Origin of the sequence: Streptomyces sp. NPDC098781, assembly GCF_044759995.1 — a bacterium.
Taxonomy (GTDB): domain Bacteria; phylum Actinomycetota; class Actinomycetes; order Streptomycetales; family Streptomycetaceae; genus Streptomyces.
Window position 1 is genome coordinate 289,493 of the sequence record NZ_JBIWAK010000007.1, and the last position, 26,847, is coordinate 316,339.

Here is a 26,847-nt window from a genome sequence, read left to right on the forward strand (position 1 = left end):
AGGCGCAAAAGCAAAGGCAAGGAGGTCTCCCACTCCTTGCCACTCTCAACTTATAGCGCACCGGGGGGCTTGCGGCAAGGCCCCCGTCGTACCGCAGAATCTCCGGCCTAGGCCGAGGACCTGCGGAAACGGGAGTCGTGGAAGTGCGTGTGCTGTCGATGTCGTTCGCGGGCCCGCCGCCAGGTGCCCGATGCCCCTCCCCTGACCGGGACCTCGCCGCACACCCCACCGCACCCACTGGTCGCACTCGACCGACCTTCGGAGCCACCCCGTGAATCCAGTCAGCACCAGCGTGTTCGCCCTCCCCGAACGTCTCTCCCCCAAGGCCGACCCATCCCTGATCGCCGCCGACGAGGAGCACTTCACGGCCATCGCCCGATGCATCGACCAGTCGATCGCCGAACTCTCCGACCGCCTCACCGCCGCACGCAGAGCGCCCGGTGGGACCGGCCGCGAGGCGATGGACCGGGACCTGGAGATCCACCGGCTGACCGCCCGGCTGCGCACCCTGCGCCGCTTCGGCCTGGACCTGTGCCTGGGCCGCATGGTGGGCACGGACAGCTCCGAGCCGCTGTACGTCGGACGCCTCGGCCTGACCGACAGCACGGGCCGCCGGCTGCTGGTCGACTGGCGCTCCCCCGCCGCCGAGCCGTTCTTCGGAGCCACCCACGCCAACCCGATGGGGCTGGCCGCCCGCCGCAGGTACCGCTGGACCGGCGGCCGGATCAGCGACTACTGGGACGAGGTGTTCACCCCGGACGGCTTCGCCGGGCACGCCGCGCTCGACGACCAGTCCGCGTTCATCGCCGCCCTCGGCACCAACCGCTCGCCCCGAATGCGGGACGTGCTCGGCACCATCCAGGCCGACCAGGACGCCGTCATCCGCGCCGGATCCCGGGGCGCGCTCGTCGTCGACGGCGGTCCGGGCACGGGCAAGACCGTCGTCGCCCTGCACCGCTCCGCCTACCTGCTCTACTCCGACCCCCGCGTCGACCACCGCCGTGGCGGCGTCCTGTTCGTCGGCCCGCACCGGCCGTACCTGGCCTACGTCTCCGACGTGCTGCCGAGCCTGGGCGAGGAGGGCGTGCAGACCTGCCTCCTGCGGGACCTCGTCCCCGAGGGGGCCGCCGCACGGGTCGAGGCGGACCCGGAGGTGGCCCGTCTGAAGTCGTCGGCGGACCTGGTGCGGGCGATCGAGAAGGCCGTCCGGTTCTACGAGGAGCCGCCCACCGAGACCATGACGGTCTCGACCCACTGGTCCGAGGTACGGCTGAGCGCCGACGACTGGGCCGTGGCGTTCGCGGCGGCCGAGCCCGGCACACCGCACAACGAGGCACGCGACCAGGTCTGGGAGGAGCTGCTGACGATCCTGGTGGACCGGCACGAGGAGGACGCCTCGGGAGACGACGGCGAGGTCTCCACGGAGCTGGTGCGCAGGTCGCTGACGCAGAACAGGGACCTGCTGGCGGCCTTCGGCCGGGCGTGGCCGGTCCTTGAGGCGACCGACCTCGTCTCCGACCTGTGGTCCGTCCCGGCGTACCTGCGGATGTGCGCGCCCTGGCTGAGCCGTGCGGAGGTTGAGCGGCTCCAGCGCGTGGACGCCCAGGCGTGGACGGTGTCCGACCTGCCGCTGCTGGACGCGGCCCGGCAGCGGCTCGGCGACCCGGAAACGACACGGCGGCGGCGCCGGCAGGAGACCGTCCTCGCCGCCCAGCGCGAGCGGATGACGCAGGTCGTGGACAACCTGATCGAGGCCGCGTCCGACTCCGGCGCCGACACGGACGAGGGCGAGGGGCTGGTGACGATGCTGCGCGGCCAGGACGCCCAGGTCAGCCTGGTCGACGAGGCCGAGCTGACCATGGCCGCCCGGGACCGCCTCGCCGGCCCGTTCGCGCACATCGTCGTCGACGAGGCGCAGGAACTCACCGACGCCGAGTGGCAGATGCTGCTGCTGCGCTGTCCGTCCCGCAGCTTCACCATCGTCGGGGACCGCGCGCAGGCCCGCCACGGGTTCACGGAGTCCTGGCGGGAACGGCTCGAACGGGTCGGCTTCGACCGGATCGAACTGGCCTCGCTGACCATCAACTACCGCACCCCGGAAGAGATCATGACGGAGGCCGAGCCGGTGATCCGCGCGGCGCTTCCCGACGCCAACGTCCCTACGTCGATCCGCAGCGGCGGCGTCCCCGTCGTCCACGGATCCGTACGCGACCTCGACTCGGTCCTCGACACCTGGCTGGCCGCCCACGCCGAGGGAACCGCCTGCGTGATCGGCGCCCCCACGTTCCGCCCGACGGACCGCGTCCGGTCACTGACACCACAGCTGTCGAAGGGGCTCGAGTTCGACCTGGTGGTCCTCATCGACCCGGAGGGGTTCGGCGAGGGAGTCGAGGGAGCGGTGGACCGCTATGTGGCGATGACCCGAGCGACACAGCAACTGGTCGTCCTGCGGTGAGCGCACACCGGTCAGGGGCGCGGGACCGGATCGACCCGCGGCCCCGCCGCGTGGGCGCGACCCAGTCCCGACGCCCCTGTACCTACCGGCGATCCGGCTACCCCACCGACGAGTAGGCGACGACCCCGCGCAGCAACCCGTCGACGGCCTTCCGCGCGTTCTTGGCCACGGTGGAGCCCTCGGCGGGAGAAGCCGCGGCGATCTGCCCGAGCACATCGATCACCTGCTTGCACCACCGTACGAAGTCGCCGGCCGGCATCTCCGCCTCGCGCAGCACCTCGTCCAGCCCCTTGCCGTTGGCCCACATGTACGCCGCCCAGGCGAAGCCCAGGTCGGGTTCACGCTGCCCGACGCCCTCGGACTGGGTGATCCGGAAGTCCTCCTCCAGAGCGTCCAGCCGGCCCCAGATCCGCACCATCTCCCCCATCGCGGCCTTGGCCTGGCCGGACGGCAGCTTCGGGGCCATCGCGTCGTCCCCGACCCGTGCCTCGTACACCAACGCCGAGACGCAGGCGGCCAGTTCGGCCGGGCCGAGGCCCTCCCACACCCGCTCGCGCAGGCATTCGCTGGCCAGCAGGTCGAGTTCGCCGTAGAGCCGGGCGAGCCGCTTGCCGTGTTCGGTGACCTCGTCGCCGCGCAGATAGTCCAGCTCGGTCAGCAGCGCGACGATGCGGTCGAAGGTGCGCGCGATGGTGTTCGTGCGTCCTTCGATACGGCGCTCCAGCTGCGAGGTGTCCCGCAGCAGCCGGTGATAGCGCTCGGCCCAACGGGCGTGGTCCTCACGGTCGTTGCAACCGTGGCAGGGGTGGGCCCGCAGGGCCTTGCGCAGCCGGTCGATCTCGCGGTCGTCCGCGGCCTGGGAGCGCCGCTTGCGGTGTCGGTCCGGGTTGATGTGCCCGGCCTTGCTGCGCAGCGCGGACGCCAGGTCCCGACGGGACTGCGGGGAGCGCGGGTTGAAGGACTTGGGGATCCGCATCCGCTCCAGTGCCTCCACGGGCAGGGGGAAGTCCATCGACGCCAGCCGCTTGACCTGCCGTTCGGCGGTCAGGACCAGCGGGCGCGGCCCGTCGTGCTGCTCGTAGCCGCGGTGACCGTTGGAGCGGCCGGCCGGCAGCCCCGGGTCGAGCACCAGCGCGAGCCCGGCGTACTTGCCGGTCGGCACATGGATGACGTCGCCCGGCTTGAGCTTCTCCAGCGCCACGGCGGCCTCCGCGCGCCGCTCCGCCGCGCCCTGCCGGGCCAACTCGTTCTCGCGGTCCTTCAGTTCGCGGCGCAGCTGCGCGTACTCCTCGAAGTTCCCGAGGTGGCAGGTCATCGACTCCTTGTAGCCCTCCAGCCCCTCCTCGTTGCGCTGCACCTGCCGCGAGATCCCGACGACCGACTTGTCGGCCTGGAACTGCGCGAAGGACGTCTCCAGCAGCTCACGCGAGCGGTGCCGCCCGAACTGCTCGACGAGGTTGACCGCCATGTTGTACGACGGCTTGAAGCTGGAGCGCAGCGGATAGGTGCGGGTGCCGGCCAGGCCCGCGAGGTGGTCCGGGCTCATGCCGCGCTGCCACAGCACCACGGCGTGTCCCTCGACGTCGATGCCGCGGCGGCCCGCGCGTCCGGTCAGCTGGGTGTACTCGCCGGGGGTGATGTCGGCGTGCTGCTCGCCGTTCCACTTGACGAGCTTCTCCAACACCACCGAGCGCGCGGGCATGTTGATGCCGAGGGCCAGGGTCTCGGTGGCGAACACGGCCTTGACCAGCCCGCGTACGAAGAGCTCCTCGACGACCTCCTTGAAGGTCGGCAGCATGCCCGCGTGGTGGGCGGCTATGCCCCGCTCCAGGCCCTCCAGCCACTCGTAGTACCCGAGGACGTGCAGATCCTCGGTGGGGATGGAGGCGGTGCGCTCCTCGACGAGGGCGCGCACCTTGTCCCGCGCCTCCTCGTCGTTCAGCCGCAGACCCGCGTACAGGCACTGCTGTACGGCGGCCTCGCAGGCGGCGCGGCTGAAGATGAAGGTGATGGCGGGCAGCAGCCCCTCGGCGTCGAGGCGTTCGATGACTTCGGGCCGCCCGGGTGTCCACACCCTGGAGCGCTGCCGGCGCTCCCGCTCCCGGTCGGCCTCGCGCATGGCACGGCCGCGTCTGCGGTCCTGGTACGAGGGACGCTGGGCCTCCATCCGGGCCAGCCGTGTCAGGTCGGGGTTGACGGCCTTCTTGTGGCCCTCACCCTCCTCGAACAGGTCGTACATCCGCCGCCCGGCGAGCACGTGCTGGAACAGCGGCACGGGCCGGTGCTCGGAGACGATCACCTCGGTGTCGCCGCGGACGGTGTCGAGCCAGTCGCCGAACTCCTCGGCGTTGGACACGGTGGCCGACAGCGAGACGAGGGTGACCGACTCGGGGAGGTGGATGATCACCTCTTCCCAGACGGCACCGCGGAAGCGGTCGGAGAGGTAGTGCACCTCGTCCATGACGACGTAGCCGAGGCCGAGGAGGGTCTGCGACCCCGCGTACAGCATGTTCCGCAGCACCTCGGTGGTCATCACGACCACCGCGGCGTCCGGGTTGACGCTGTTGTCGCCGGTGAGCAGACCGACCTTGCCGTTGCCGTAACGGCGGCACAGGTCGGCGTACTTCTGGTTCGACAGCGCCTTGATGGGCGTCGTGTAGAAGCACTTCTTGCCCTGGGTCAGGGCGAGGTGGACGGCGAACTCGCCCACGATCGTCTTGCCGGAGCCGGTGGGCGCTGCCACCAGCACGCCCTTCCCCGCTTCGAGCGCCTGGCACGCCTCGATCTGGAAGGGGTCGAGGCCGAAGTCGTACATCTCGCGGAAGGAGGCGAGCGCGGTGGCCTGCTCGGCAGCGCGCGCACGTGCTGCCGCATACCGCTCGGCCGGTGAGAGGTCCTCTGTCATCGTGCTTTCGAGCGTACCGGGCCCCACTGACAACAGGACGATCATTATCCGGATCGGCACTCCGCAAACCCGGGATCCCCGCAGCTCACGACCGCGAAATGCGAGCGGCCGGGTGCGCCCCTCGGGCACCCGGCCGCGATGTCGCGAGATCCGTCTGTCAGGTCACGTCGTCGTATCCGTTGACGCGGTCCTTGGTCGCCTGCTCGGGCAGTGCCCGGCTCGCTGAGACCGTCTCCACGTCGCCGATGGCCTCGGGGGTGAGGTCCAGGTCGGAGGCCTCGTCGTCGTCGAGGGCCGCGTCGGGGTCGTTGCGGCGGCGTCGGCGGTCGTTCAGCAGGGAGATGCCGACCGCGATGAAGTACAGCACGACGATCGGGCCGGCCAGGGCCAGCATGCCGACCGGGTCGGTGGTGGGGGTCGCGACCGCGCCGAAGATGAAGACACCCATCACGACGCCGCGCCACCAGCCGACCATCCGGCGTCCCGTCACGACGCCCGTCAGGTTCAGCATGATCAGCAGCAGCGGCAGCTCGAAGGCCGCGCCGAAGACCAGGACCATCCGGACGCTGAAGTCGAGGATCTTGTCCATCGGCAGGATGTTCGCCGAACCGTCCGGCGTGATGCCGAGCAGGACGCGCATGCTGATCGGCATGATCGTGTAGGCGAGCCAGGCACCACCGAGGAACAGCGGCACCGCGGACGCCACGAAGTAGTACGTGTACTTCCGCTCGTGCTTGTGCAGTCCCGGCGCGACGAACGCCCACAGCTGGTACAGCCAGATCGGACTCGACAGGACGATGCCGGCCATGAGGCTCACCTTCACCGTTGTGGTGAAGGGAGAAAGCAGGTCGGTGTACGCGACGACCGCGCAGGCACCGCCCGTGGTCTCACCGAGCCCCTTGGTGCAGCGGGGCACCGGATCGGAGAGGAACTCCATCAGCTGCTGGTTGTAGAAGGCGGCCACGATGGTGACGACCGCGATCGCCAGCATCGCCTTCGCGAGCCGGTTGCGAAGCTCACGAAGGTGTTCCGCGAGGGGCATCCGCCCCTCGGGATCCTTCTCCGTCTTGCGGGCAGACTTCAGCAACCCACGTTCCCATTCTCGTACGGCAGGCCGGCGGTCAACCGGCCTTGCGTCAGCGCTTGGAGGAGTCCGTCGGCTCGTTGACCGGGCGAGAGCTGGTCACATCGCCGGGGGAGGCCTGGATGACACGCTGAGCCTGGGACTGCTGGTCGTTGTCGTTCGGCGGGTCGGCCGGGGCGGCGGACTTGTCCTCGTCCTTCATCGCCTTCGCCTCGCTCTTGAGGATGCGAGCCGACTTGCCGAGGGAGCGGGCCATGTCCGGGAGCTTCTTGGCGCCGAACAGCAGGATGATGACGACGAGGATCAGAATGATCTCGGTGGGGCCGAGCCTACCCATAGCTGTATACCTTCTTCACCGAGGCGACATGGTCCGAATACGGCGGCGAGTCGGACATTCGTCCGACCACCGTGCTGCCAGCGATCGTAACGCTCGGGGGTGAACGCCGGACAATCCCTGTGCATACTCCCAGTCCGCGGGCCCGCGCCTCGCTCTCGGGGCCGCGTTGTGCAGCGTACCCGGCAGAAGCAGCAAGTTGACAGGGCGAAGTGGCCCAAAACGCACCCGCCGCCGTACTCACACCGAATCCTTGAGCGAGCTAAAGGGAGTCCACAGCTCGAGCCGCGCTCAGACTGGCCCGCTCCAGATCCTCCGCCGCCCTGCTGATCCGCCGCGCGGAGTCCGTGACCTGCCGGCCCAGGCGCTGTGCCTCCAGGAAGACCCGCACGGCGAGCACACCGAGGACGGCGAGACCCACGAAACCCACAGCTACCGCGAACATCGGCCAGAACATGACGCCGAGCCTAGACCTTCCTACGGAGTGTGCAGCCGCAGGGTGCTGACCCCGCCGCCGGTCAGCAGCTCGACGATCCGCTCCCCGGCCGGCTTGCGCACGGAGGCACCGCACTCGGGGCAGGTGAAGGAGTAGAACGTCGTACGGCTGGTCGCGCCGATGGCGAGCCGAAGGGCGCTCGCGCCGAGTTCGAAGCTGCCCCGGCAGTCCGGGCAGCCCGCCCGGAACACCACCGGGGTCACGCTTCTCATCCCGGCGAAGGCGGAAGCCACCGTCACATCGCGTACACCGGACGTCGCCGACTCGCTCAAGCCCCTGCTCCCGCCTGTCGCCCTGCTGTACCGAACTGCCTGACCTACTGTCCGCCGTCCACCCCATGCGCTGCGTGAGCGTCCCCCGCCTCCATCCCGTCGTACGCGGCCAGCGCCTCCCTGGCCGCCTGCCGCGCGCTGTCGGCCAGCTCGGGCGGCGAGACGATACGGCCGTCCCGGCCGAGCCGGAGCGCCAGCCGCCGCAGCGACGTGGGGTCGGGTGTACGCAAGGAGATACGCAGCCCACCGTCGGCAAGCTCATCCGCGCTGTCGTGCGGGTAGTACTCGGCGACCCAGCGCCCGCCGGGACCCACCTCGACGACGACCTCCGGATCCTCCGCCGCGGGCTGCACCAGCCCCTCCGACAGGTCCCGCAGCTCGACCTCGGGCGGCACGGACGGCTCGTCGAGGATCTTGATCTCGGCGACCCGGTCGAGCCGGAAGGTACGGCGTGCCTCGGAGCGGCGGCACCAGGCCTCGACATAGGTATGGCCGACGCTGACCAGGCGGATGGGGTCGATCTCGCGCTCGGTGACCTCGTCACGGGCCGGCGAGTAGTAGCGGATCCACAGCCGGCGCCGCTCGGAGATCGCCCGGTCGACGTCGGCGAAGACGCCGCCCTCGGACTCGAAGGTCACCGACAGCCGGGCGCTGGCCCCGGCCGCCTCCCCCGCCGCGGTCTCCACCTTCGCGGTGGCCCGCAGCAGCGCCTGCCGGTCGCTCTCGCGCAGCCCCGGCAGCGTGGCCACGGCACGGGCCGCCACCAGCAGCGCGGTCGCCTCGTCGGCGGCGATCCGCAGCGGCTCAGCGACATCGTCGGGGTTGTGCCACCAGATGCGCTCGCCGTCGGTGTCGATGTCGAGGAGATCGCCGCCGCGGAAGCTGGTGCCGCACATCGGCAGCACGTCCAGGTCGGAGACCAGCTCGTCCTCGGAGATGCCGAAGGCGCGCGCGACGTCCTCGACGCGAGCGCCGGGGCGCTCCCGCAGATAGGTCACCAGGGAGAGCATCCGCCGGGTCTGGTCGATGGCGCTCGTGGGCCTGACCGGTTTGCCTGCCACTGTGTCGCTCCGCTCCCCCTCAGCCCTTGGCCACGGCACGCAGCCGGTCCACCACGTCGGCCCGCAGCTCGGCGGGCTCCACGACCACCACGTCCGGCCCGAACTCCACCAGCCAGGCATCCAGCCCATGGCCGTACGGAATCTCCAACTCGTCCCAGCCGTCCCCGAGTTCCCGCACCGACGTGGCCTTCGCCCGAAGGGGGTACCCGGCGTCCGTGCGCAGCCGGATCGACGCGGAGCGGTCGGCGGTCTCCCCCGCCCAGCTCGCGACCGTCTCGCGGACGGTGACGACGTCGGGGATCTCGGCGGTGAAACGGCCGCTGCGGCTGCGCACCTTGCCGGTGATCCGGGACAGCCGGAAGACGCGTTCGGCGCCACGGTCGCGGTCCCAGCCCGCGAGATACCAGTGGCCGCGCCAGCACTCCAGCGCCCACGGCTCGACGTGCCGGGGCTCGGGGCGGGCGGCGGTGGCCTTGCGGTAGTCGAAGACGACCGGGCGACGGTCACGGCAGGCCAGCATCAGCGGCTCGAACGCGGCCTCGTGCACCGGGATCCGGGGCTCCAGCGCGCCGTGCGGCTCGTACGGGTCCACGTCCTCCGGCATCCCCGCCGCCCGCAGCTTCTGAAGGGCGCCGCTGGCCGCGCCCGCGAGCCGCGCCTGCTGCCACACCTTGGCGGCCAGGCCGAGTGCGGCGGCCTCCTCGGCGTCCAGCGTGATGGGCGCGAGGCGGTTGCTGTCACGGCGGGCCAGATAGCCGACCTCGCCGTCGAGGTTCTCCACCGTCTCGATGACCAGGCCGAGCTCGCGCAGATCGTCCTTGTCGCGCTCGAACATCCGGTTGAAGGAGTCGTCGCTGCCCGCTTCGAGATAGGCCTCGATGGACTCACGCAGCTCGCGCTTGCTCAACGGCCGCCGCGTCCCGAGCAGACACAGCGCCAGGTTCATGAGCCGCTCGGCCTTGGCAATGGCCATCGACGCCCTTCGCCTCCCTATGGTGCTTACGACCGATGACCGTACCGCTCCGCGGTGGCCCGGCAAAAGCCGAGGGCCCATGCCGCACAGGCATGGACCCCAGGTGGTCGGCTCCGGTCGCCCGCGATCACAGCCGGATCACGGGAGTCGACCGGACACGCCGACGGACAGGACGACCGCATGGCCGACCGGCTGCGGCGATCAGACGCCGAGCAGATCGACCACGAAGATCAGCGTCTCACCGGGCTGGATCGCCGGGGTCGGGCTCTGGTTGCCGTACGCGAGGTGCGCCGGGATGGTCAGCTGACGACGGCCGCCGACCTTCATGCCCTGCACGCCCTGGTCCCAGCCCTTGATGACCCGGCCGCCACCCAGCGGGAAGCGGAACGGCGCACCGCGGTTCCAGCTGGCGTCGAACTCCTCACCGGTGCTGAAGGCCACGCCCACATAGTGGACGGTGACGGTCTGCCCGGCCTGCGCAACCGGACCGTCACCCTCCCAGATGTCCTTGATCTCGAGGTCCGCCGGGGGCTCGCCGCCCGGGAAGTCGATCTCGGGCTTGTCGATGCTCACTTCATCACTCCTTGTTGCGTGACCTGAGTCGCGAACGGTCTCACGGACACCTAGGTCAGACCACGCCGAGGATATCCACGACGAAGACCAGGGTGTTCTTGGCCAGCTCGCTGCTGGGGCTGGCGCCGTAGCCGAGGGACGGCGGGATCACCAGCAGCACGCGGTCGCCCACGTTCTTGCCGACGAGGCCCTTGTCCCAGCCTGCCACCACCGAGCCGGTGCCGATCTGGAAGGCCGTCGCGCCGCCGTGGTCCCAGGAGGAGTCGAACTTCTTGCCGTCCTCCCACTTCACGCCGGTGTACTGGGCCACCAGACCCTGACCGGCCTCGACCTTCTTGCCGTCGCCCTTGATCAGGACCTGCTCCTCAAGGCCCTTGGGAGCCTTGGCGCCCTTGGGGATGGTGATCGTCGCCGCCTTCTGCGACGGGGCGTCCACCTCGGGCAGGCCGGCCTCGGAGGCCGCCTGCTCGCCCTTGGCCTCGGCCTTGGGGTCGACCGTGGCGGCACCGGCCACGTCGAGTACCCAGATCAGCACGTCCTTCTGGGTGAGACCGGAGGACGGGTTCAGCGACTGGCCGATCAGGTCACCCGCGGTGCCCTGCACCAGCACCCGGCTGCCGGGCTTCTTCCCCTTGACGGCGTCGAGGACCTTCTCGGGCAACTGCTGGCTGGGCTTGCCGATCTGTTCGACGGACTGCTGACGGGGCGCGGCGCCGCCGGCCGACGCGGCCTGCCAGGTGCCGCCCAGCTCCTTGTCGTCGCCCCACTTCTCCACGGTCCAGTCCAGCCGGACGAAGTCGGAGGACTTGATCGCGGTTCCGCTGCCCTCCGAGACCGTCTCGACCACGGTCTTCCCGGACGGCTTGCCGTCCTTGGGGCTGGAGATCTCGGGCTTCTCCCCGACCTTCCCGTCGACCTCGGCAACCGCTCCCGCCTGCTCCCCGTCGCTGTCGCCGTCCGATCCGCACGCGGCGGTGAACAACAGGGCGGGCACGGCCAGCAGCGCCGCGATGTGGCGTTTCGTCTTGTAGTTCATCAGTCCCACTGGGCTAGGGGGTGGCGGGCAATGGCCGCCACTTTACGACGAACACGCTGCCGACACCGATCGCGCTACGACACGCCGCCCCGGGACCGGATTCCGGCCGGGCGACCGCTCAGCCACCTCACCGGCCCCCCTCGTGACATCCCTCACGTCAGAAACACGGAAACGCGGAGACGCAGAAACGCCCGGTGCCCGGAGGTGTCACCACCCCCGAGCACCGGGCGCCTCGAACGGAAGGACGCCGAGGCGTCACCGCCTCGCTCACATACCGGCGATCAACTTCTCCACCCGATCATCCACCGACCGGAACGGGTCCTTGCACAACACCGTCCGCTGCGCCTGGTCGTTCAGCTTCAGATGGACCCAGTCGACGGTGAAGTCCCGGCGCTGCTCCTGAGCCCTGCGGATGAAGTCGCCGCGCAGCCGGGCCCGAGTGGTCTGCGGCGGAACGGACTTGCCCTCGAAGATCTTCAAGTCGTTGCAGATACGCGTCGCTTGACCCTTCTTCTCCAGCAGGTAGTACAGGCCACGACGCCGGTGGATGTCGTGGTAGGCGAGGTCTATCTGCGCGACCCGCGGATGCGACATGGTCATGTTGTGCTTGGCCCGGTACCGCTCGATGAGCTTGTACTTCATCACCCAGTCGATCTCGGTGCCGATACGGTCGAGATCCTCGGACTCGATCGCGTCCAGCGCCCGGCCCCACAGCTCCAGGACCTGCTCGACCGTGCCGGTACGGATACCGCGGCGCTCGCAGAAGTCCACGGCCTTCTCGTAGTACTCGCGCTGCACCTCCAGCGCCGAGGCCTCCCGGCCGCTGGCCAGGCGCACCTTGCGCCGGCCGGTGATGTCGTGGCTGACCTCGCGGATCGCCCGGATCGGGTTCTCCAGGGTCAGGTCGCGCATCACGGTGCCCGCCTCGATCATGCGCAGCACCAGGTCGGTCGCGCCGACCTTCAGCAGCATGGTCGTCTCGGACATGTTCGAGTCGCCCACGATGACGTGGAGACGGCGGTAGCGCTCCGCGTCCGCGTGCGGCTCGTCGCGCGTGTTGATGATCGGCCGGGAACGCGTCGTCGCCGAGGAGACGCCCTCCCAGATGTGCTCCGCCCGCTGGCTGACGCAGTACACCGCGCCCCGCGGGGTCTGGAGCACCTTGCCGGCACCACACAGAAGCTGCCTGGTGACCAGGAACGGAATGAGGATGTCCGCGAGCCGGGAGAACTCCCCGTGCCGTGCCACGAGATAGTTCTCGTGGCAACCGTAGGAGTTGCCCGCCGAGTCGGTGTTGTTCTTGAAGAGGTAGACGTCGCCCGCGATTCCCTCCTCGTGCAGGCGTCGTTCGGCGTCCACCAGGAGTCCTTCGAGAATGCGCTCGCCTGCTTTGTCGTGGGTGACCAGTTCGGTCACGTTGTCGCATTCCGGTGTGGCGTATTCCGGATGCGATCCCACGTCGAGATAGAGGCGGGCGCCGTTTCGCAGAAAGACATTGCTGCTGCGGCCCCATGACACGACACGGCGGAAGAGGTACCGCGCCACCTCGTCAGGCGACAGGCGGCGCTGTCCCCTGAACGTGCACGTGACGCCGTACTCGTTCTCCAGCCCGAAAATGCGGCGGTCCATGACTGAACATTACGCCCGATCCCCCGAGCTGAAACGGGGTTCGACAGCACGGTTTGGATCATTTTCCGATGAAGCCGCAACCACCGCACCCCCGCCGGGAGCTGCGAGGACCCTCCCCGTGGCCAGCAGGACCAGCAACGACACCGCCCCCGCACCACCCGGCACGGCGAACCCCCAGAAGGCCCCACCCGCCTCCACGACCGGGCCCGCCAGGCCCGTTCCCACCGACGCGCCCACCGTGAACGTCGTCACCAGCCAGGAGAACGCCTCGGTCACCGTCCCGCGCGGAGCGTGCCGGTCCACCAGCACGAACGCACAAGCGATACAAGGCGCGAGAAACACACCCGCGAGCACCGCAAGGAAGGTCATCGCGACCGCACCCGGCATCAGCATCAGCGGCAGGTAACACACCGCCAGAAGCCCCACCAGCACCCGCAGTCGCCGGGCCGGCTCACCACCCCACTGCCGCGCCCCGTACGCCGTTCCCCCGATCAGCGCACCCAGCCCCAGACCGGCCATCAGCCAGCCGTACACCACGTCACCGCCGTTGTCGTCCGCGTACGACACGGCCGCCACCGCGATGGAACCCATCGCCATACCGACGAACAGGAAAGACCCGAGCAGCGCAAGCAGCCCCGCCGAACGCAGCGCCCCCAGCCAGTGCGCCTCACGCGGCGCCGAACGCCACGCGCGCGAAGGCGGCGACAGCACCACCGACAGCGCACCCAGCACCCCGATGACGTTCAGGACCAGCAGCGCCGCCTGCGCCGACCACAGCGACGCACACAGCGTCAGCAGCAACGGCCCCACCGTGAACATGACTTCCTGCGCCACCGCGTCCATCGCGTACGCCGTGTGCACCTGGCCCTCCTTGTGCAGGACCGACGCCCACAACGCCCGCAGGCCGCCCTCCAGCGGCGGCGTGAACAGACCGGCGGCCACCACCGCCGCGTAGGCCGACGACAGCGGGTCGATACCCACGAACGCGAACACCGCCATCGCCAGCGCCGACGCGACCGCCGCCGGCAACTGCACCCGCGGCTGGCCGTGCAGGTCCACCAGCCGGCCCAGCAACGGCTGACCCACCGCGTTGGCGACCCCGTACACCGCCGCCAAGGCGCCGGCCAGGCTGTAGGAACCGCCCTCCGCGCGCACGAACAGCAGGATGGCGAGCGCGGCCACGGCGTTCGGCAACCGCCCCACGAGCGTGCCGACGAGCAGCCGGGCGGCATGCCTCGCCCGGAGGATCTCCACGTATGCGCCGGTCATCTACCGCGCCGCCCTCCGCTGAAGTTTTACGTATAACGTCCTTCGTCATACGTACCATGTGCGCTGTTCAGGAGTCCAGACGAAGAAGCAGGTGCACGGTGGCACACGGCAGCACCCGCCCCACCAGCCGGGACGTCGCCCAAGCGGCGGGCGTCTCCCAGGCAGCCGTCTCACTCGTACTCGGCGACAAATGGCGCGGAAGAGTCTCCGAGACCACAGCCGAACGAGTACGCCAAGCCGCCCGCGAACTCGGCTACCGGCCCAACCTCGCCGCCCGCAACCTACGCCTCGGCCACACCCGAACCGTACTCCTCGTCGTCCCCGCCCTCACCACAGAATTCTTCGCGGGCGTCTACACCGGCGCCGCGCGCATCGCCGCACACCACGGCTTCGGCGTCGTCCTCTACCCCTCCCCCGAAGGCATCGGCCCCGCCCGCGACCCCTTCGCCTCCGCCCAGGCCGCCCTCGACGGCGTCATCGCCTCCTCCATGGCCGCCGACGCCCTCACCGCCATCCGCGGCGACCAGCTCCCCCTCGTGATGCTCGACAGCGACCCCACCGGCAGCCTCGGCGCCGCGACCGTCAACCTCGACATCGCCGACGGCGTCCGCCAAGTCGCCGAACACCTCCTCGGCCTCGGCCACCGACGCATCCTGCACCTCGCCGCCGACATCGCCTCCTGGACCTTCGAGGCACGCGCCCGCGAACTCGCCACCCGCCTGCGCGAAACCCCCGGCACCACACTGCTCACCGTCCGCGCACCCATCTCCATCGACGACGCCCTCACCGCCACCACGACCGCCCTCGCCACCCAAGGCCCCCGCCCCACAGCGATCGTCTGCGACGACGACAAACTCGCCGCCGGCGCCTACAAAGCCGTACGACGCCTCGGCCTGCGCATCCCCGACGACATCTCCGTCACCGGCCTCGACGACCTCGCCCTCGCCACCGCCCTCGACCCCGAACTGACGACCGTACGACTCGACGCCGAACTGTTCGGCGAACGCGGCATGCAAGCCCTCCTGGCCGTCCTGGAAGGCCGCGAACCCCAAGAGGGCGACATTCCGGTCCAACTCGTCGTACGAGGCTCCACAGCCCCACCCAGCACGCCCTGACAGCCCCCTGAACGCCCTGTGCCCCGGCCGATCGAACGGCCGGGGCACAGCAAGGGCGGGCAAAGCGGTGAACGAACTACTCCTCCGAAGCGCCGGACTCCTCAGAACCCTCGTCATCAGCGCTCTCGGCCTCCGTGGACGCGCCACCGGCCTCCAACAGCCGAGCCAGCTGACGACCCGCGATGCGCTTGAACTTCCGCGACTGCGGACGCGTACGATCCAGCACCGCGACCTCCAGCCGCTCGACCGGAATCTCCCGCTGCGAACCGTTCGACTCACGCGACAACGCCTGCACCGCCAGCTCCAGCGCCTCGGCCAGGGTCATACCGTCCTGATGACGCTGATCCAGATAGTTACTGATCAGCTCGGCATTACCACCCACCGCGACCGAACCGTGCTCATCCACGATCGACCCGTCGTGCGGCAGCCGATAGATCTGGTCACCGTCCGGCGTCACCCCCACCTCGGCCACGACCAACTCCACCTCGTACGGCTTCTCAGCCGCGGAGGAGAAGATCGTGCCCAGCGTCTGGGCGTAGACGTTGGCCAGACCACGCGCGGTCACATCATCACGGTCATAGGTGTAACCACGAAGATCGGCATACCGCACACCGCCGATCCGCAAATTCTCGTACTCGTTGTACTTACCGGCCGCCGCGAAGCCGATCCGGTCATAGATCTCGCTGAACTTGTGCAGCGCACGGGACGGGTTCTCACCGACGAACACGATGCCGTCGGCGTACTGGAGGACCACCAGGCTGCGGCCACGGGCGATGCCCTTGCGCGCGTACTCCGCCCGGTCGGCCATGGCCTGCTGGGGTGAGACATAGAACGGCGTCGACACCGGCTATCCGTCCCTTTCTGTCGAAGTCACAGGATCACCTTGATAAGACCGAACCGCCGCCTACAGCAGCGCGGCCCGCGGACCGTCGGGCTGCTCCAGACGCCGCTCCAGAATGGAACGGGCGATCTCGGAGGACTCGCCATCGCCCAACCGACGGAAACCGTCCTCGGTGATCACGGTGACGATCGGGTAGATCCGGCGCGCGACATCGGGACCACCGGTCGCCGAGTCGTCGTCAGCCGCGTCGTACAGAGCCTGCACCACGAGCGTCGTGGCCTCGGCCTCGCTCAGGTCATCACGGAACAGCTTCTTCATGGCGCCACGCGCGAAAATCGAACCCGAGCCGGTGGCGGCGAAGCCCTGCTCCTCGGAACGGCCACCGGTGACGTCGTACGAGAAGATCCGCCCCTTCTCCCGGTCCACGTCGTACCCGGCGAACAGCGGCACCACAGCCAGCCCCTGCATCGCCATCCCCAGATTCGACCGAATCATCGTCGACAGCCGGTTCGCCTTGCCCTCCAGCGACAGCTGAGCCCCTTCGACCTTCTCGAAGTGCTCCAGCTCCAACTGGAAGAGCTTGACCATCTCCACGGCCAGACCGGCCGTGCCGGCGATACCCACAGCCGAGTACTCGTCCGCCGGGAAGACCTTCTCGATGTCCCGCTGCGCGATGACGTTGCCCATGGTGGCGCGACGGTCACCGGCGAGCACGACACCACCGGGGAACGTCACGGCCACGATGGTGGTGCCGTGCGGCGCCTCGATCACACCCTGCGTGGGCGGCAGTTGACGCTTGCCGGGCAGCAGCTCCGGCTGGTGCTCGGAGAGAAAGTCCATGAACGAGGACGACCCAGGCGTCAGGAAGGCAGCTGGTAGACGCCCGGTGCTACGAGTGTTGGCTTCCACGCGATTCCTTCCACGTAAGCAGCAGCCCGCCTTATGACGTCGGGCCGATCCTTGAATTGCCCCAGTGCGGCGTTGCAGCTGAAGCACAGTACGCCACGGACCCTACCCGTCTCGTGGCAGTGATCCACATGCTCGGGCAGAGCCGCCAAACATATGCAGCAGACGCCGCCTTGAGAGGCGACCAAACCGTCGCGCTCGGCCTCGGTGAGGCCGTACTGGCGCTTCAGATGACCCTGCCGCCCCTGGATGGCGCGGCACGCCTTGCACCGTGTCGACAGGCCATCGGAGGCAGTGGCATTGCGATGCCACTCGCTGTGCGGCTTGACCTCACCGCACGTCCGGCAGAGCTTGTGCCCGGCCGGAACGTCCACCTTCTCCCGGACCGACTTGCCCACCGCTTCCCGCCGGCGCCGGTAGTGCGCTGCGCTGTACGCCGCTACGCACTCCCGGCACCGGACCTGAAGGCCATCGCGCCGGTTCTTGTCCCGAGCGAATGCGTCAGGAGGCAAGTCCCGCTTGCAGCCCGTGCACTGCTTGGCGTTCGGATCCCCAGCCACCCTCATCCCCCGCCACCTTCAATTCGAAGGCAAAAGCGGCTCGAATTCCTTTACTGGCCACCCTTTTGCACGAAGCTTCGAACGAAATCCTCGGCATTTTCCTCGAGTACGTCATCGATTTCGTCGAGAACCGAGTCGACGTCATCGCTCAGCTTCTCCTGCCGCTCCTTGAGGTCCTCCGAAGCCTGCGTCTCCGCCGCCTGCTCCTCGACTTCCTCGGTGGAACGCGTGGCCTTCTGCTGTCCGCCGCCGGTGTCCTTGGTTGCCATATCCCTCACCCCGCTCAGTTCGCCCGACATGGTCGCCAGGTCGGCATTCCTGCCGATCGGTGATGATCAGACCCTACAAGCCGGGTCCGACATCGGCCCCGCAGTTTCTCCAACGTACGGGGGCCATCTCGATGATTCCCGGACGCAGGGTTTTCCACCCTGCCCGCCGACGTCCGGTCCACACCTCCCGGGTACCCCTCAGCCGCCTGACAGGACCCTGACCAGGTCTTCCGCGGTGCGGCAGCGGTCCAGGAGTTCCTTGACGTGATTTCGCGTTCCGCGAAGCGGTTCGAGGGTTGGGACGCGCTGGAGGGAGTCACGGCCGGGGAGATCGAAGATGACCGAGTCCCAGGAGGCCGCGGCGACGTCGTCGGCGTACTGCTCCAGGCAGCGGCCGCGGAAGTACGCCCTGGTGTCCTCCGGCGGGGTCGCCTTGGCCCGTTCGACGGTTTCCTCGTCCAGGAGGCGCTTCATACGTCCCCGGGTCGCCAGCCGGTTGTAGAGGCCCTTCTCGGGGCGTACGTCGGCGTACTGGAGGTCGACGAGGTGGAGGCGGGCGGCGTCCCAGTCGAGGTTGTCGCGGCGACGGTAGCCCTCCATGAGTTCTCGTTTGGCGACCCAGTCCAGTTCGCCGGCGAGGCTCATGGGGTCTCGCTCCAGGCGGTTGAGGGTGTCCTCCCAACGGGTGAGGACGTCCTTGGTCTGGTCGTCGGCGTCGGCGCCGTAGCGTTCCTCGACGTACTTGCGCGAGAGCTCGTAGTACTCCATCTGGAGTTGTACCGCGGTGAGTGTGCGGCCGCTGCGGAGGGTGACCAGGCGCTTGAGGGAGGGGTCGTGCGAGACCTGGTGCAGGGTGCGTACGGGCTGGTCGACGGCGAGGTCCACGGCGATGAAGCCGTCTTCGATCATGGACAGGACCAGGGCGGTCGTGCCCAGCTTCAGGTAGGTCGAGATCTCCGAGAGGTTCGCGTCGCCGATGATCACGTGGAGGCGGCGGTATTTCTCGGCGTCGGCGTGCGGCTCGTCGCGGGTGTTGATGATGGGGCGCTTGAGGGTGGTTTCGAGGCCCACCTCGACTTCGAAGTAGTCGGCGCGCTGGCTGAGCTGGAAGCCGTGTTCGTGGCCGTCCTGGCCGATGCCGACGCGGCCGGCTCCGGCGAAGACCTGGCGGGAGACGAAGAAGGGGGTGAGGTGGCGCACGATGTCCGAGAAGGGGGTTTCCCGCTTCATCAGGTAGTTCTCGTGCGTGCCGTAGGAGGCGCCCTTGTTGTCGGTGTTGTTCTTGTAGAGGTGGATGGGCTGTGCGCCGGGCAGCTGGGCCGCGCGTTCGGCGGCTTCGGCCATGATCCGTTCGCCGGCCTTGTCCCAGAGCACGGCGTCCCGCGGGTTGGTGACCTCGGGGGCGCTGTATTCGGGGTGTGCGTGGTCGACGTAGAGCCTTGCGCCGTTGGTGAGGATCACGTTGGCCAGCCCGATGTCCTCGTCGGTGAGCTGGCTGGAGTCGGCGGCCTCACGGGCGAGGTCGAAGCCTCGCGCGTCGCGCAGCGGGTTCTCCTCCTCGAAGTCCCAGCGGGCCCGGCGGGCCCGGTGCATCGCCGCCGCGTAGGCGTTGACGATCTGGGATGAGGTGAGCATGGCATTGGCGTTGGGGTGGCCGGGGACGGAGATCCCGTACTCCGTCTCGATGCCCATTACTCGCCGTACGGTCATGCGGCCCTCCTTGCCCGGCGGCACCCTCGGTCGTGGGCGCCGCACAAGTACCGCTGGCGCTCGGTTGCGTGTGCGGTGCCCGTCCCCGCACTGCGCGACTTGGCGGTACGGAAGAGCCTAGAGCGCCTTTGCCCTGGTGGGGAGATCATTTGCGTCATTGCCTTGCACGCCTTGTGTTCCGATCGTGGCCTGAAAAACAGTGGGCTGCGGGTACCCGGTGAGGGCACCCGCAGCCGCCCTGCCGTTTACAGGTACTGACCGGTGTTGGCCACCGTGTCGATGGAGCGTCCGGTGTCTGCGCCCTGCTTTCCGGTGATGAGGGTGCGGATGTAGACGATCCGCTCGCCCTTCTTTCCGGAGATCCGGGCCCAGTCGTCGGGGTTGGTGGTGTTGGGCAGGTCCTCGTTCTCCTTGAACTCGTCCACGCATGCCTGGAGGAGGTGGGAGACGCGCAGGCCCTTCTGGTTGTGCTCGAGGAAGTCCTTGATCGCCATCTTCTTGGCGCGGCCCACGATGTTTTCGATCATGGCGCCGGAGTTGAAGTCCTTGAAGTAGAGGACTTCCTTGTCGCCGTTGGCGTAGGTGACTTCCAGGAAGCGGTTCTCCTCGGATTCGGCGTACATCTGCTCGACGGCGGTCTGGATCATGCTCTGGACCGTGGTCGCCTTGCTGCCGCCGTGCTCGCCGAGGTCCTCGGAGTGCAGCGGGAGGCGTTCTGTGAGGTACTTGCCGAAGATGTCCTTGGCGGCTTCGGCGTCGGGACGTTCGATCTTGATCTTCACGTCCAGGCGGCCGGGGCGCAGGATGGCGGGGTCGATCATGTCCTCGCGGTTGGAGGCGCCGATGACGACCACGTTCTGGAGGCCTTCCACACCGTCGATCTCGGCGAGCAGCTGCGGGACGATGGTGTTCTCCACGTCCGAGCTGACGCCGGAGCCGCGGGTGCGGAAGAGGGATTCCATCTCGTCGAAGAAGACGATGACGGGTGTGCCCTCGCTGGCCTTCTCGCGTGCACGCTGGAAGACGAGGCGGATCTGCCGCTCGGTCTCACCGACGTACTTGTTGAGCAGTTCGGGGCCCTTGATGTTGAGGAAGAAGCTCTTGCCGGCGGCCACGCCGGTGACCTCGGCGACCTTCTTGGCCAGCGAGTTGGCGACGGCCTTGGCGATGAGCGTCTTTCCGCATCCGGGGGGTCCGTAGAGCAGGACGCCCTTGGGCGGGCGCAGTTCGTGCTCCTTGAACAGGTCCGGGTAGAGGTACGGCAGCTCGACGGCGTCGCGGATGGCTTCGATCTGGCCGCCCAGACCGCCGATCTGCTCGTAGCCGATGTCGGGTACCTCTTCGAGGACGAGTTCTTCGACCTCGCTCTTGGGAACGATTTCGTAGACGTAGCCGGAGCGGGGTTCGAGCAGGAGGGCGTCACCGGGGCGGATGTTGACGTCCAGCAGCGGCTCGGCGAGCCGTACCACCCGTTCCTCGTCGGTGTGCCCGAGCACCAGGGCTCGTTCGCCGTCCTCCAGGATTTCCTTGAGGGTGACGATGTCCCCGACGCGCTCGAATTCCATGGCCTCGACCACGTTGAGCGCTTCGTTGAGCATTACTTCCTGGCCGCGCCTGAGGTCGTCGAGTTCGACGCTCGGGCTGACGTTCACGCGGAGTTTGCGGCCTCCGGTGAAGATGTCCGCGGTGCCGTCCTCGTTCGCTGTGAGGAAGACACCGAAGCCGGCCGGGGGCTGTGCGAGCCGGTCGACTTCTTCCTTGAGGGCCACGATCTGGTCTCGGGCCTCACGGAGCGTGTTGGCGAGCCGCTCGTTCTGTGCGGACACGCCGGCCAGATTGGTCTGCAACTCGACGATCCGCTCTTCGAGAATCCTCGTGTGCCGCGGAGAGTCGGCGAGCTTGCGTCGCAGGACGGCGATCTCCTGCTCAAGGTAGGCGATCTGCCCGGCCGGGTCGTCGGACCCCCGTCCCGGGCGGATGCCGCGGTTCATGTCGTCGTCGTGGGCTGCCACGGTCCTCACCTCCTCCAAGGGGAGCTGGACGCTTCCAGACCCTACCTGGGTGGGTGTCGATTGAAACCCCTAGATCACAAAGACGGTCGGGGTGTGTCCGATCTTCACCCTTGCGCTCTCCCTCACGCCAGGGGAATACCCACCGCACATGATTGGAACCCAGGTCCAGGTAGGGTCAAAGTGTTCAACACCCGTCAGAGCTGGCCGGATTCCCGTGCGGCTCGGGGTATGCGGAGGGCAGGAGAGATGAGCGTGGAGCAGGCGGCCGGGGTCGAGGGTGAGGCGCTGGAGGTCTGGATCGACCAGGATCTCTGTACCGGTGACGGGATCTGCGCCCAGTACGCGCCTGAGGTGTTCGAGCTGGACATCGACGGTCTGGCGTACGTGAAGAGCTCCGATGACGAGCTTTTGCAGGCCAGGGGGGCTACAACGCCCGTTCCGCTGCCGCTTCTCACGGATGTGGTGGATTCGGCGAAGGAGTGTCCGGGCGACTGCATCCATGTGCGTCGCGTTTCGGACAGGGTCGAGGTGTACGGCCCGGACGCCGAGTGACCTTTCCTGTACGGGGTGTTACGACTGTCTGATTTCTCACAACTGTCGGTGGCGTGGGTCAGACGCTGTGCGCACCGGCGGGTGTCGAGCGGACGAACGAGCCGTTCTTCCACTGCCATTTCGCGCTGTTCTTGGTGTCCGGGCAGCAGCGCGGTACGTCGTCCGACGAGTAGCCGAGCAGTTCTGCGTCGACGGCTCCGTCACGGACGGCGATGTCACTGACGGTGAGATTGTCCTTCGGGTCGACGAGGGTGGCGACGAGGCGGGGTGTGGCCGTGGCCCTGGCGTGGGTGAGGACGTAGACGCCGTCGGGCGGGGTGCCCATCGGGGAGTCGCAGTGCACGACGGCCACGGTTTCGGGGCTGCCGTCGGCGTCGAGGTCTCCGGTGGCTTTTTTGACCACGATGGCTTTCACGGGCCCGCATTCGAGGGGGAAGTCGACGTGCGCGGGGTCGGGGGGTGTGACCGAGGCGGGGGCGTGCTTGGTCTCCGGGCCGGCTGTCTGGGCGGCCGTCGCCGCGTTGGGCTGGAGGACCGAGGAGAGCGCCACGACTCCGGCGACCGCTGTGGCGGTGGCGAGCCAGTGGATGGGCCGGGTGTGGGTGTGTGCCAGTTCCGGGACGGCGGGTTGCTGCACTAGGAGCGTCTCCTGTGAGGGCTGTGCCGGTGGGGGTGGGTGGCCAGCATCGTGCCACACGTCACATGGTGGGGGAACGGCGGGGGTGTGGAGTTCACGTGCTGGATGTCCGGCGGTTCGGGGTGCGCGCGGGGCGTGCGGCGTGCTCGGGGTGGTTCGTCGGCGGTGTGTCGCGTTGCCGTCTCGGGGCGACGAACGGGTGCTGTGGTCGAGTAACGAAAAGGCGCTGTGGTCGAGTTCCGGGGCTGTTCCGGGAACTCGACCACAGCGCTTGTATGTTGATCGTGGTGCGGGGTGGCCTCAGCGGCCGGAGCCTCCGTCGGCGTTGGGGCCTTCGTAGTCGTCGCCGTAGGCGCCCTTGGCGGGGCGGCGGCGGCGCATGGGGGGTTCGACTCCGTCGGCGAGGCGGCGTGCGGTGAGCAGGAAGCCGGTGTGGCCGATCATCCGGTGGTCGGGGCGGACGGCGAGGCCCTCGATGTGCCAGTTGCGGATCATCGTCTCCCAGGCGGTCGGCTCGTTGAAGCAGCCGATCTCGCGGATGGACTCGACGGTCCGGGCGAGCTGGGTGGTGGTGGCGACGTAGCAGCACACGATGCCGCCGGGGACGAGTGCCTTGGAGACGGCTTCCAGGCATTCCCAGGGGGCGAGCATGTCGAGGATGACGCGGTCGACGTCGGTGTCGCTGAGGTTGTCCTGGAGGTCGCCGACGGTGAGCTGCCAGGCGGGGTGGGGGCCGCCGAAGTAGCGCTCCACGTTCTGCCGGGCGATGTCGGCGAAGTCCTCGCGGCGCTCGTAGGAGTGCAGCATGCCCTGGTCGCCGATGGCGCGCAGCAGGAAGCTGCTGAGCGAGCCGGAGCCGACGCCGGCCTCGACTACGCGGGCGCCGGGGAAGATGTCGGCGAAGGCGAGGATCTGCCCCGCGTCCTTCGGATAGACGACGGCTGCCCCGCGGGGCATGGACAGGACGTAGTCGGGGAGCAGGGGGCGCAGCGCGAGGTAGGCGACGTTCCCGGTGGTGCGGACAACGCTGCCCTCGGGTGCGCCGATCAGTTCGTCGTGCGGGAAGGAACCCTTGTGGGTGTGGAAGTTCTTCCCGGCTTCGAGCGTGAACGTGTAGTGGCGGCCCTTGGGGTCGGTCAGCTGTACCTGGTCCCCGACCTTGAAGGGCCCGCGTCGGCGGGCGGCACCGGTCGGTTCGGACATGTGAACAGCCTACCGGCGTTTCGCGGGCCCTTGGACCACGGGGAATCGGGGGCGGTGCCTTCGGAGGGCCGGGTTTTCAGTTGGGGCGGGCCATGGCCTTGACGAAGGCGCGCTCGACGTCGGCCGCGGACAGGACGCCGAAGATCTCGCCGGTCTCCTCGACGACCAGGTACTCGGTGGCGGGGTTGGCGCGCAGGGCGTCGAGGAGTTCCTCTCCCGCCAGTTCGGCGGAGACGCGCATGCCGTCGGTGAGGTCCTGGGCGAGGCCGCTGACGGCGACCCAGGGGCGGCGGTGTTCGGGGACGCCGACGATGGCGGCCTCGCGGACGAGGGAGAGCGGGTTGCCGTCGGCGTCGACGACGACCAGGGCGCGGGCGCCGGCGTCGTTGGCGCGGCGCAGGGCCTCGGAGAGGGGGGTGTGGGTTTCGACGGGGACCGCGCGGCGGGTGAGGGTGCGGGCGCGCAGTTCGGGGAGGTGTTCGCGCAGGCGTGCCATGCGCAGGCTGTTGCCGGCGCCGGTCCAGATGATCGCGGCGAGGATGGCGGCGAGCAGGGCGTCGAGGACGGTGTCCATGCCGACGTTGTCGACGGCGTCGGAGCCGAGGGCGCCGGACTGGGTGAGCCACGGGAGTCCGACGAGGACGGAGACGGCGAGGGCGCGGCCGACCCAGGCGGCGGCGACGGTGCCGCTCATGGGTCTGCCGGTGATCTTCCAGACGACCGCACGGAGCATGCGGCCGCCGTCGAGGGGCAGGCCGGGGAGCAGGTTGAAGGCGGCCACGATGAGGTTGGAGATCATCAGGCCGGCCAGCAGGACGCCGGGGACGGTGCCGGGTTCGACGAGTTGCAGGGCGCCGTAGAAGACGCCGGAGAGGACGAGGGAGAGCAGGGGGCCGACGAAGGCGAGAACGAACTCGCGGCCGGGTGTCTCGGCCTCTTTCTCGATCTCTGAGACGCCGCCGAAGAACTGGAGCTGGATGCGGCGGACCGGCAGCTTGAAGCGGAGCGCGGCGACGGTGTGCGCGAGTTCGTGGACGAGGACGGAGGCGTAGAAGGCGACCGCGAAGAAGAGGGAGACGAGGTAGCGGGCGGCGCCGAGCTCGGGCAGTACGCGGTCGAGCTGGCCGCCGAACACCCAGGTGATCAGTGCGGCGACGAGAAACCAGCTCGGCGCGACGTACACGGGCACACCGAAGGGCCGGCCCATGAGCAGCCCGCCGCGGGGGTCCTTGGGGCGCTGCGGAGGGCGGCCTTTGGTGGTGCCGGAGTGGGCGAAGGTGCGGTCGGGGTGGCTCGGGTCGTGCGGCGGGGTCGTGGGGGGCCGTTCGGCTCCGGTGCTCTGCGAGGGCCGGTTCCCGGGCTCGTCACCCGCGGTGGTGCCCTGGCTGCCCGAGTCCGCGTCGCCCGTACCCTCCGAACGCCCGTCGGATCCCGGTTCTGTCCGGCTCTTGGGGTTCTCGTGCCCGGCGTCGTCCCCCGGGGCGTCGGGCCGCCGGTCGTCGCTGGGCTGTTCGTCGGACGGGGTGGGGTCGGGGCGTGTGGGTTCCGGGGCCGGGGTCGTCCGGCCCGGTCGGCGCTCGGTCGACTCCTCGGTGCCGGACCGCGGCTGCCCGCTCCCGCCGCTCTCGTCCACGGTGTCCCCTCGTTCGAAGCGTCTTCCGCGCCTGGCGGCCGGAAGGGTCTCGGGTCGATGGTATGCGGCCGTCCTGAAGCGTTCCCGTCCGGCACCCCCCTGAGTTGCCCCTGACGTACCGGAGGTAACGGACGGAGTGGGGTCACTGTCAGTGGTGGGCCGTAGGGTCTGTGGTCATGGAGACGAGCACGGAGGGTGCCGCGGCGGACGGCGGCGGTGAGGTCGCGCCGGTCGCGGAGTCGGTGACGACGGTGGAGACAGGGCGGACGGCGGACGATACGGCGGTGCCGGTCGAGGCGGGTGCGGGCGTGCCCACGTCCACTGCCACGGCGGCCGTTCCGCTTCCGGTCATAGCGCCCACCTCGCTGTCCCCGTCGCGTGCCGGCGACTTCATGCAGTGCCCTCTGCTCTACCGGTTCCGGGTGATCGACCGGCTGCCCGAGAAGCCGAGCGCGGCGGCGACCAAGGGGACGCTTGTGCACGCGGTGCTGGAGCGGCTCTTCGACGCGCCGGCCGCCGAGCGGACCGCTCCGCGCGCCAAGTCGCTGATTCCCGGCCAGTGGGACCGGCTGCGGGAGAGCAGGCCGGAGGTCGTGGAGCTGTTCGCGGACGATCCCGAGGGCGAGCGGCTGGCGGCGTGGCTGGCGGAGGCGGAGCAGCTCGTGGAGCGCTGGTTCGGGTTGGAGGACCCGACGCGTCTGGAGCCGGCCGAGCGTGAGCTGTTCGTCGAGGCCGAGCTGGACTCGGGTCTCAAGTTGCGCGGGATCATCGACCGGGTGGACGTGGCGCCCACCGGCGAGGTGCGGATCGTCGACTACAAGACGGGCAAGGCGCCCCGGCCGGAGTATGCCGAGGGCGCGCTGTTCCAGATGAAGTTCTACGCGCTGGTGGTCTGGCGGCTGAAGGGGATCGTCCCCCGGCGGCTTCAGCTCGTCTATCTGGGCAGCGGTGATGTGCTGACGTACGACCCGGTCCTCGCCGATCTGGAGCGGGTCGAGCGCAAGCTGCACGCGCTGTGGGACGCGATCCGGCAGGCGACGGAGACGGGTGACTGGCGTCCTCGGCCCACGAAGCTGTGCGGCTGGTGCGACCACCAGGCCCACTGCCCGGAATTCGGCGGCACTCCCCCGCCGTATCCCTTGCCGGTGGGAGTGGCGGAGCAGGGGGCGACCGGGGGGACGCGGGGGTCTGCCGAGGGGACGTAGTCGCTGGGATGCGGGGAGGGGGCGGCCCGCGGGGGTGCGCTCCCTCTGCGGCAAGCAGCCGCGCCGGGTGCCGTCGATGCCCAGGGGGCGGCGCCGGATGCCCCCCCGGCGGACGCG

Annotated in this window: 24 protein-coding genes; 4 read left to right on the forward strand and 20 right to left on the reverse strand. The window is 69.2% G+C overall.

Annotated features, from left to right (window positions below):
• Positions 1 to 271: 271 nt before the first annotated feature.
• Entirely contained in the window at positions 272 to 2,455 is a 2,184-nt protein-coding gene (helR, locus tag ACIQWG_RS28345) for an RNA polymerase recycling motor ATPase HelR (RefSeq protein WP_404100827.1), read from the forward strand.
• A gap of 97 nt (positions 2,456 to 2,552) precedes the next feature.
• Here helR and ACIQWG_RS28350 read toward each other — a convergent pair whose 3' ends face one another.
• The 11 genes from ACIQWG_RS28350 to ACIQWG_RS28400 form a co-directional block, all read right to left on the reverse strand.
• Positions 2,553 to 5,405, reverse strand: coding sequence for a DEAD/DEAH box helicase (locus tag ACIQWG_RS28350; protein WP_404101148.1), 2,853 nt, complete (start codon positions 5,403 to 5,405; stop codon positions 2,553 to 2,555).
• Between the two features lie 112 nt (positions 5,406 to 5,517).
• On the reverse strand, positions 5,518 to 6,447 hold the full coding sequence (tatC, locus tag ACIQWG_RS28355) for a twin-arginine translocase subunit TatC (protein WP_404100829.1): 930 nt from the start codon (positions 6,445 to 6,447) through the stop codon (positions 5,518 to 5,520).
• A 49-nt stretch (positions 6,448 to 6,496) separates the two neighbouring features.
• Positions 6,497 to 6,781, reverse strand: a complete 285-nt coding sequence (tatA, locus tag ACIQWG_RS28360) for a Sec-independent protein translocase subunit TatA (RefSeq protein ID WP_404100831.1) — start codon at positions 6,779 to 6,781, stop codon at positions 6,497 to 6,499.
• A gap of 259 nt (positions 6,782 to 7,040) precedes the next feature.
• Positions 7,041 to 7,235, reverse strand: a complete 195-nt coding sequence (locus tag ACIQWG_RS28365; protein ID WP_404100833.1) for a hypothetical protein — start codon at positions 7,233 to 7,235, stop codon at positions 7,041 to 7,043.
• 20 nt (positions 7,236 to 7,255) lie between these two features.
• Positions 7,256 to 7,546, reverse strand: a complete 291-nt coding sequence (locus tag ACIQWG_RS28370) for a hypothetical protein (RefSeq protein WP_404100835.1) — start codon at positions 7,544 to 7,546, stop codon at positions 7,256 to 7,258.
• 44 nt (positions 7,547 to 7,590) lie between these two features.
• Positions 7,591 to 8,607 carry a helix-turn-helix transcriptional regulator gene (locus tag ACIQWG_RS28375; RefSeq protein ID WP_404100837.1) on the reverse strand — a complete coding sequence of 339 codons (1,017 nt, stop codon included), beginning with the start codon at positions 8,605 to 8,607 and terminating at the stop codon, positions 7,591 to 7,593.
• 19 nt (positions 8,608 to 8,626) lie between these two features.
• Positions 8,627 to 9,580: a helix-turn-helix transcriptional regulator gene (locus tag ACIQWG_RS28380; protein ID WP_404100839.1), complete on the reverse strand. Its 954-nt coding sequence runs from the start codon at positions 9,578 to 9,580 to the stop codon at positions 8,627 to 8,629.
• A 201-nt stretch (positions 9,581 to 9,781) separates the two neighbouring features.
• Positions 9,782 to 10,153 (reverse strand): FKBP-type peptidyl-prolyl cis-trans isomerase, encoded by a 372-nt coding sequence (locus ACIQWG_RS28385; RefSeq protein ID WP_328428862.1) that lies wholly within the window; start codon positions 10,151 to 10,153, stop codon positions 9,782 to 9,784.
• 55 nt (positions 10,154 to 10,208) lie between these two features.
• Positions 10,209 to 11,189, reverse strand: a complete 981-nt coding sequence (locus ACIQWG_RS28390; RefSeq protein ID WP_404100841.1) for an FKBP-type peptidyl-prolyl cis-trans isomerase — start codon at positions 11,187 to 11,189, stop codon at positions 10,209 to 10,211.
• A 267-nt stretch (positions 11,190 to 11,456) separates the two neighbouring features.
• A complete protein-coding gene (gene pafA / locus ACIQWG_RS28395; RefSeq protein WP_385172129.1) occupies positions 11,457 to 12,818 on the reverse strand; it encodes a Pup--protein ligase in 1,362 nt (453 codons plus the stop codon).
• Positions 12,819 to 12,827: 9 nt separating this feature from the next.
• Entirely contained in the window at positions 12,828 to 14,087 is a 1,260-nt protein-coding gene (locus ACIQWG_RS28400) for an MFS transporter (protein ID WP_404100843.1), read from the reverse strand.
• Positions 14,088 to 14,185: 98 nt separating this feature from the next.
• Between ACIQWG_RS28400 and ACIQWG_RS28405 the strand changes: the two genes are divergently transcribed.
• Entirely contained in the window at positions 14,186 to 15,202 is a 1,017-nt protein-coding gene (locus tag ACIQWG_RS28405; RefSeq protein WP_404100845.1) for a LacI family DNA-binding transcriptional regulator, read from the forward strand.
• A gap of 76 nt (positions 15,203 to 15,278) precedes the next feature.
• On the opposite strand, the gene prcA is transcribed toward ACIQWG_RS28405, so the two are convergent.
• The 6 genes from prcA to arc form a co-directional block, all read right to left on the reverse strand.
• On the reverse strand, positions 15,279 to 16,046 hold the full coding sequence (gene prcA, locus ACIQWG_RS28410) for a proteasome subunit alpha (protein ID WP_404100847.1): 768 nt from the start codon (positions 16,044 to 16,046) through the stop codon (positions 15,279 to 15,281).
• A 60-nt stretch (positions 16,047 to 16,106) separates the two neighbouring features.
• The gene (gene prcB, locus ACIQWG_RS28415) at positions 16,107 to 16,952 is read right to left on the reverse strand and encodes a proteasome subunit beta (RefSeq protein ID WP_404100849.1); all 846 of its coding nucleotides are present in this window, start codon (positions 16,950 to 16,952) and stop codon (positions 16,107 to 16,109) included.
• Complete coding sequence (locus ACIQWG_RS28420; protein ID WP_404100851.1) at positions 16,904 to 17,515, reverse strand: endonuclease VII domain-containing protein; 612 nt, start codon at positions 17,513 to 17,515, stop codon at positions 16,904 to 16,906. Before ACIQWG_RS28420 ends, prcB begins: the two co-directional genes overlap by 49 nt.
• A gap of 44 nt (positions 17,516 to 17,559) precedes the next feature.
• Positions 17,560 to 17,778 carry a ubiquitin-like protein Pup gene (locus ACIQWG_RS28425; protein WP_019757212.1) on the reverse strand — a complete coding sequence of 73 codons (219 nt, stop codon included), beginning with the start codon at positions 17,776 to 17,778 and terminating at the stop codon, positions 17,560 to 17,562.
• A 198-nt stretch (positions 17,779 to 17,976) separates the two neighbouring features.
• A complete protein-coding gene (dop, locus tag ACIQWG_RS28430) occupies positions 17,977 to 19,488 on the reverse strand; it encodes a depupylase/deamidase Dop (RefSeq protein ID WP_404100853.1) in 1,512 nt (503 codons plus the stop codon).
• Positions 19,489 to 19,733: 245 nt separating this feature from the next.
• Positions 19,734 to 21,500: a proteasome ATPase gene (gene arc / locus ACIQWG_RS28435; protein ID WP_404100855.1), complete on the reverse strand. Its 1,767-nt coding sequence runs from the start codon at positions 21,498 to 21,500 to the stop codon at positions 19,734 to 19,736.
• A gap of 246 nt (positions 21,501 to 21,746) precedes the next feature.
• On the opposite strand from arc, the gene ACIQWG_RS28440 reads away from it, so the two are divergent.
• Positions 21,747 to 22,052 (forward strand): ferredoxin, encoded by a 306-nt coding sequence (locus ACIQWG_RS28440; RefSeq protein ID WP_404100857.1) that lies wholly within the window; start codon positions 21,747 to 21,749, stop codon positions 22,050 to 22,052.
• A gap of 58 nt (positions 22,053 to 22,110) precedes the next feature.
• Here ACIQWG_RS28440 and ACIQWG_RS28445 read toward each other — a convergent pair whose 3' ends face one another.
• From ACIQWG_RS28445 to ACIQWG_RS28455, 3 genes are all read right to left on the reverse strand, one after another.
• Positions 22,111 to 22,689, reverse strand: a complete 579-nt coding sequence (locus tag ACIQWG_RS28445; RefSeq protein WP_404100859.1) for a hypothetical protein — start codon at positions 22,687 to 22,689, stop codon at positions 22,111 to 22,113.
• 300 nt (positions 22,690 to 22,989) lie between these two features.
• Positions 22,990 to 23,892: a tRNA (adenine-N1)-methyltransferase gene (locus ACIQWG_RS28450; RefSeq protein ID WP_404100861.1), complete on the reverse strand. Its 903-nt coding sequence runs from the start codon at positions 23,890 to 23,892 to the stop codon at positions 22,990 to 22,992.
• A gap of 76 nt (positions 23,893 to 23,968) precedes the next feature.
• Entirely contained in the window at positions 23,969 to 25,525 is a 1,557-nt protein-coding gene (locus tag ACIQWG_RS28455; protein WP_404100863.1) for a site-2 protease family protein, read from the reverse strand.
• A 176-nt stretch (positions 25,526 to 25,701) separates the two neighbouring features.
• On the opposite strand from ACIQWG_RS28455, the gene ACIQWG_RS28460 reads away from it, so the two are divergent.
• Complete coding sequence (locus tag ACIQWG_RS28460; protein ID WP_404100865.1) at positions 25,702 to 26,730, forward strand: RecB family exonuclease; 1,029 nt, start codon at positions 25,702 to 25,704, stop codon at positions 26,728 to 26,730.
• Positions 26,731 to 26,847 lie beyond the last annotated feature (117 nt).

Coding starts and splice junctions, on each gene's coding strand:
- dop (WP_404100853.1), bottom strand. CDS start 19,488: ATGACCGTACGGCGAGTAATGGGCATCGAGACGGAGTACGGGATCTCC.
- ACIQWG_RS28450 (WP_404100861.1), bottom strand. CDS start 23,892: ATGTCCGAACCGACCGGTGCCGCCCGCCGACGCGGGCCCTTCAAGGTC.
- ACIQWG_RS28380 (WP_404100839.1), bottom strand. CDS start 9,580: ATGGCCATTGCCAAGGCCGAGCGGCTCATGAACCTGGCGCTGTGTCTG.
- ACIQWG_RS28440 (WP_404100857.1), top strand. CDS start 21,747: ATGAGCGTGGAGCAGGCGGCCGGGGTCGAGGGTGAGGCGCTGGAGGTC.
- ACIQWG_RS28425 (WP_019757212.1), bottom strand. CDS start 17,778: ATGGCAACCAAGGACACCGGCGGCGGACAGCAGAAGGCCACGCGTTCC.
- ACIQWG_RS28420 (WP_404100851.1), bottom strand. CDS start 17,515: ATGAGGGTGGCTGGGGATCCGAACGCCAAGCAGTGCACGGGCTGCAAG.
- tatA (WP_404100831.1), bottom strand. CDS start 6,781: ATGGGTAGGCTCGGCCCCACCGAGATCATTCTGATCCTCGTCGTCATC.
- pafA (WP_385172129.1), bottom strand. CDS start 12,818: ATGGACCGCCGCATTTTCGGGCTGGAGAACGAGTACGGCGTCACGTGC.
- ACIQWG_RS28365 (WP_404100833.1), bottom strand. CDS start 7,235: ATGTTCTGGCCGATGTTCGCGGTAGCTGTGGGTTTCGTGGGTCTCGCC.
- ACIQWG_RS28460 (WP_404100865.1), top strand. CDS start 25,702: ATGGAGACGAGCACGGAGGGTGCCGCGGCGGACGGCGGCGGTGAGGTC.
- ACIQWG_RS28390 (WP_404100841.1), bottom strand. CDS start 11,189: ATGAACTACAAGACGAAACGCCACATCGCGGCGCTGCTGGCCGTGCCC.
- ACIQWG_RS28350 (WP_404101148.1), bottom strand. CDS start 5,405: ATGATCGTCCTGTTGTCAGTGGGGCCCGGTACGCTCGAAAGCACGATG.
- ACIQWG_RS28400 (WP_404100843.1), bottom strand. CDS start 14,087: ATGACCGGCGCATACGTGGAGATCCTCCGGGCGAGGCATGCCGCCCGG.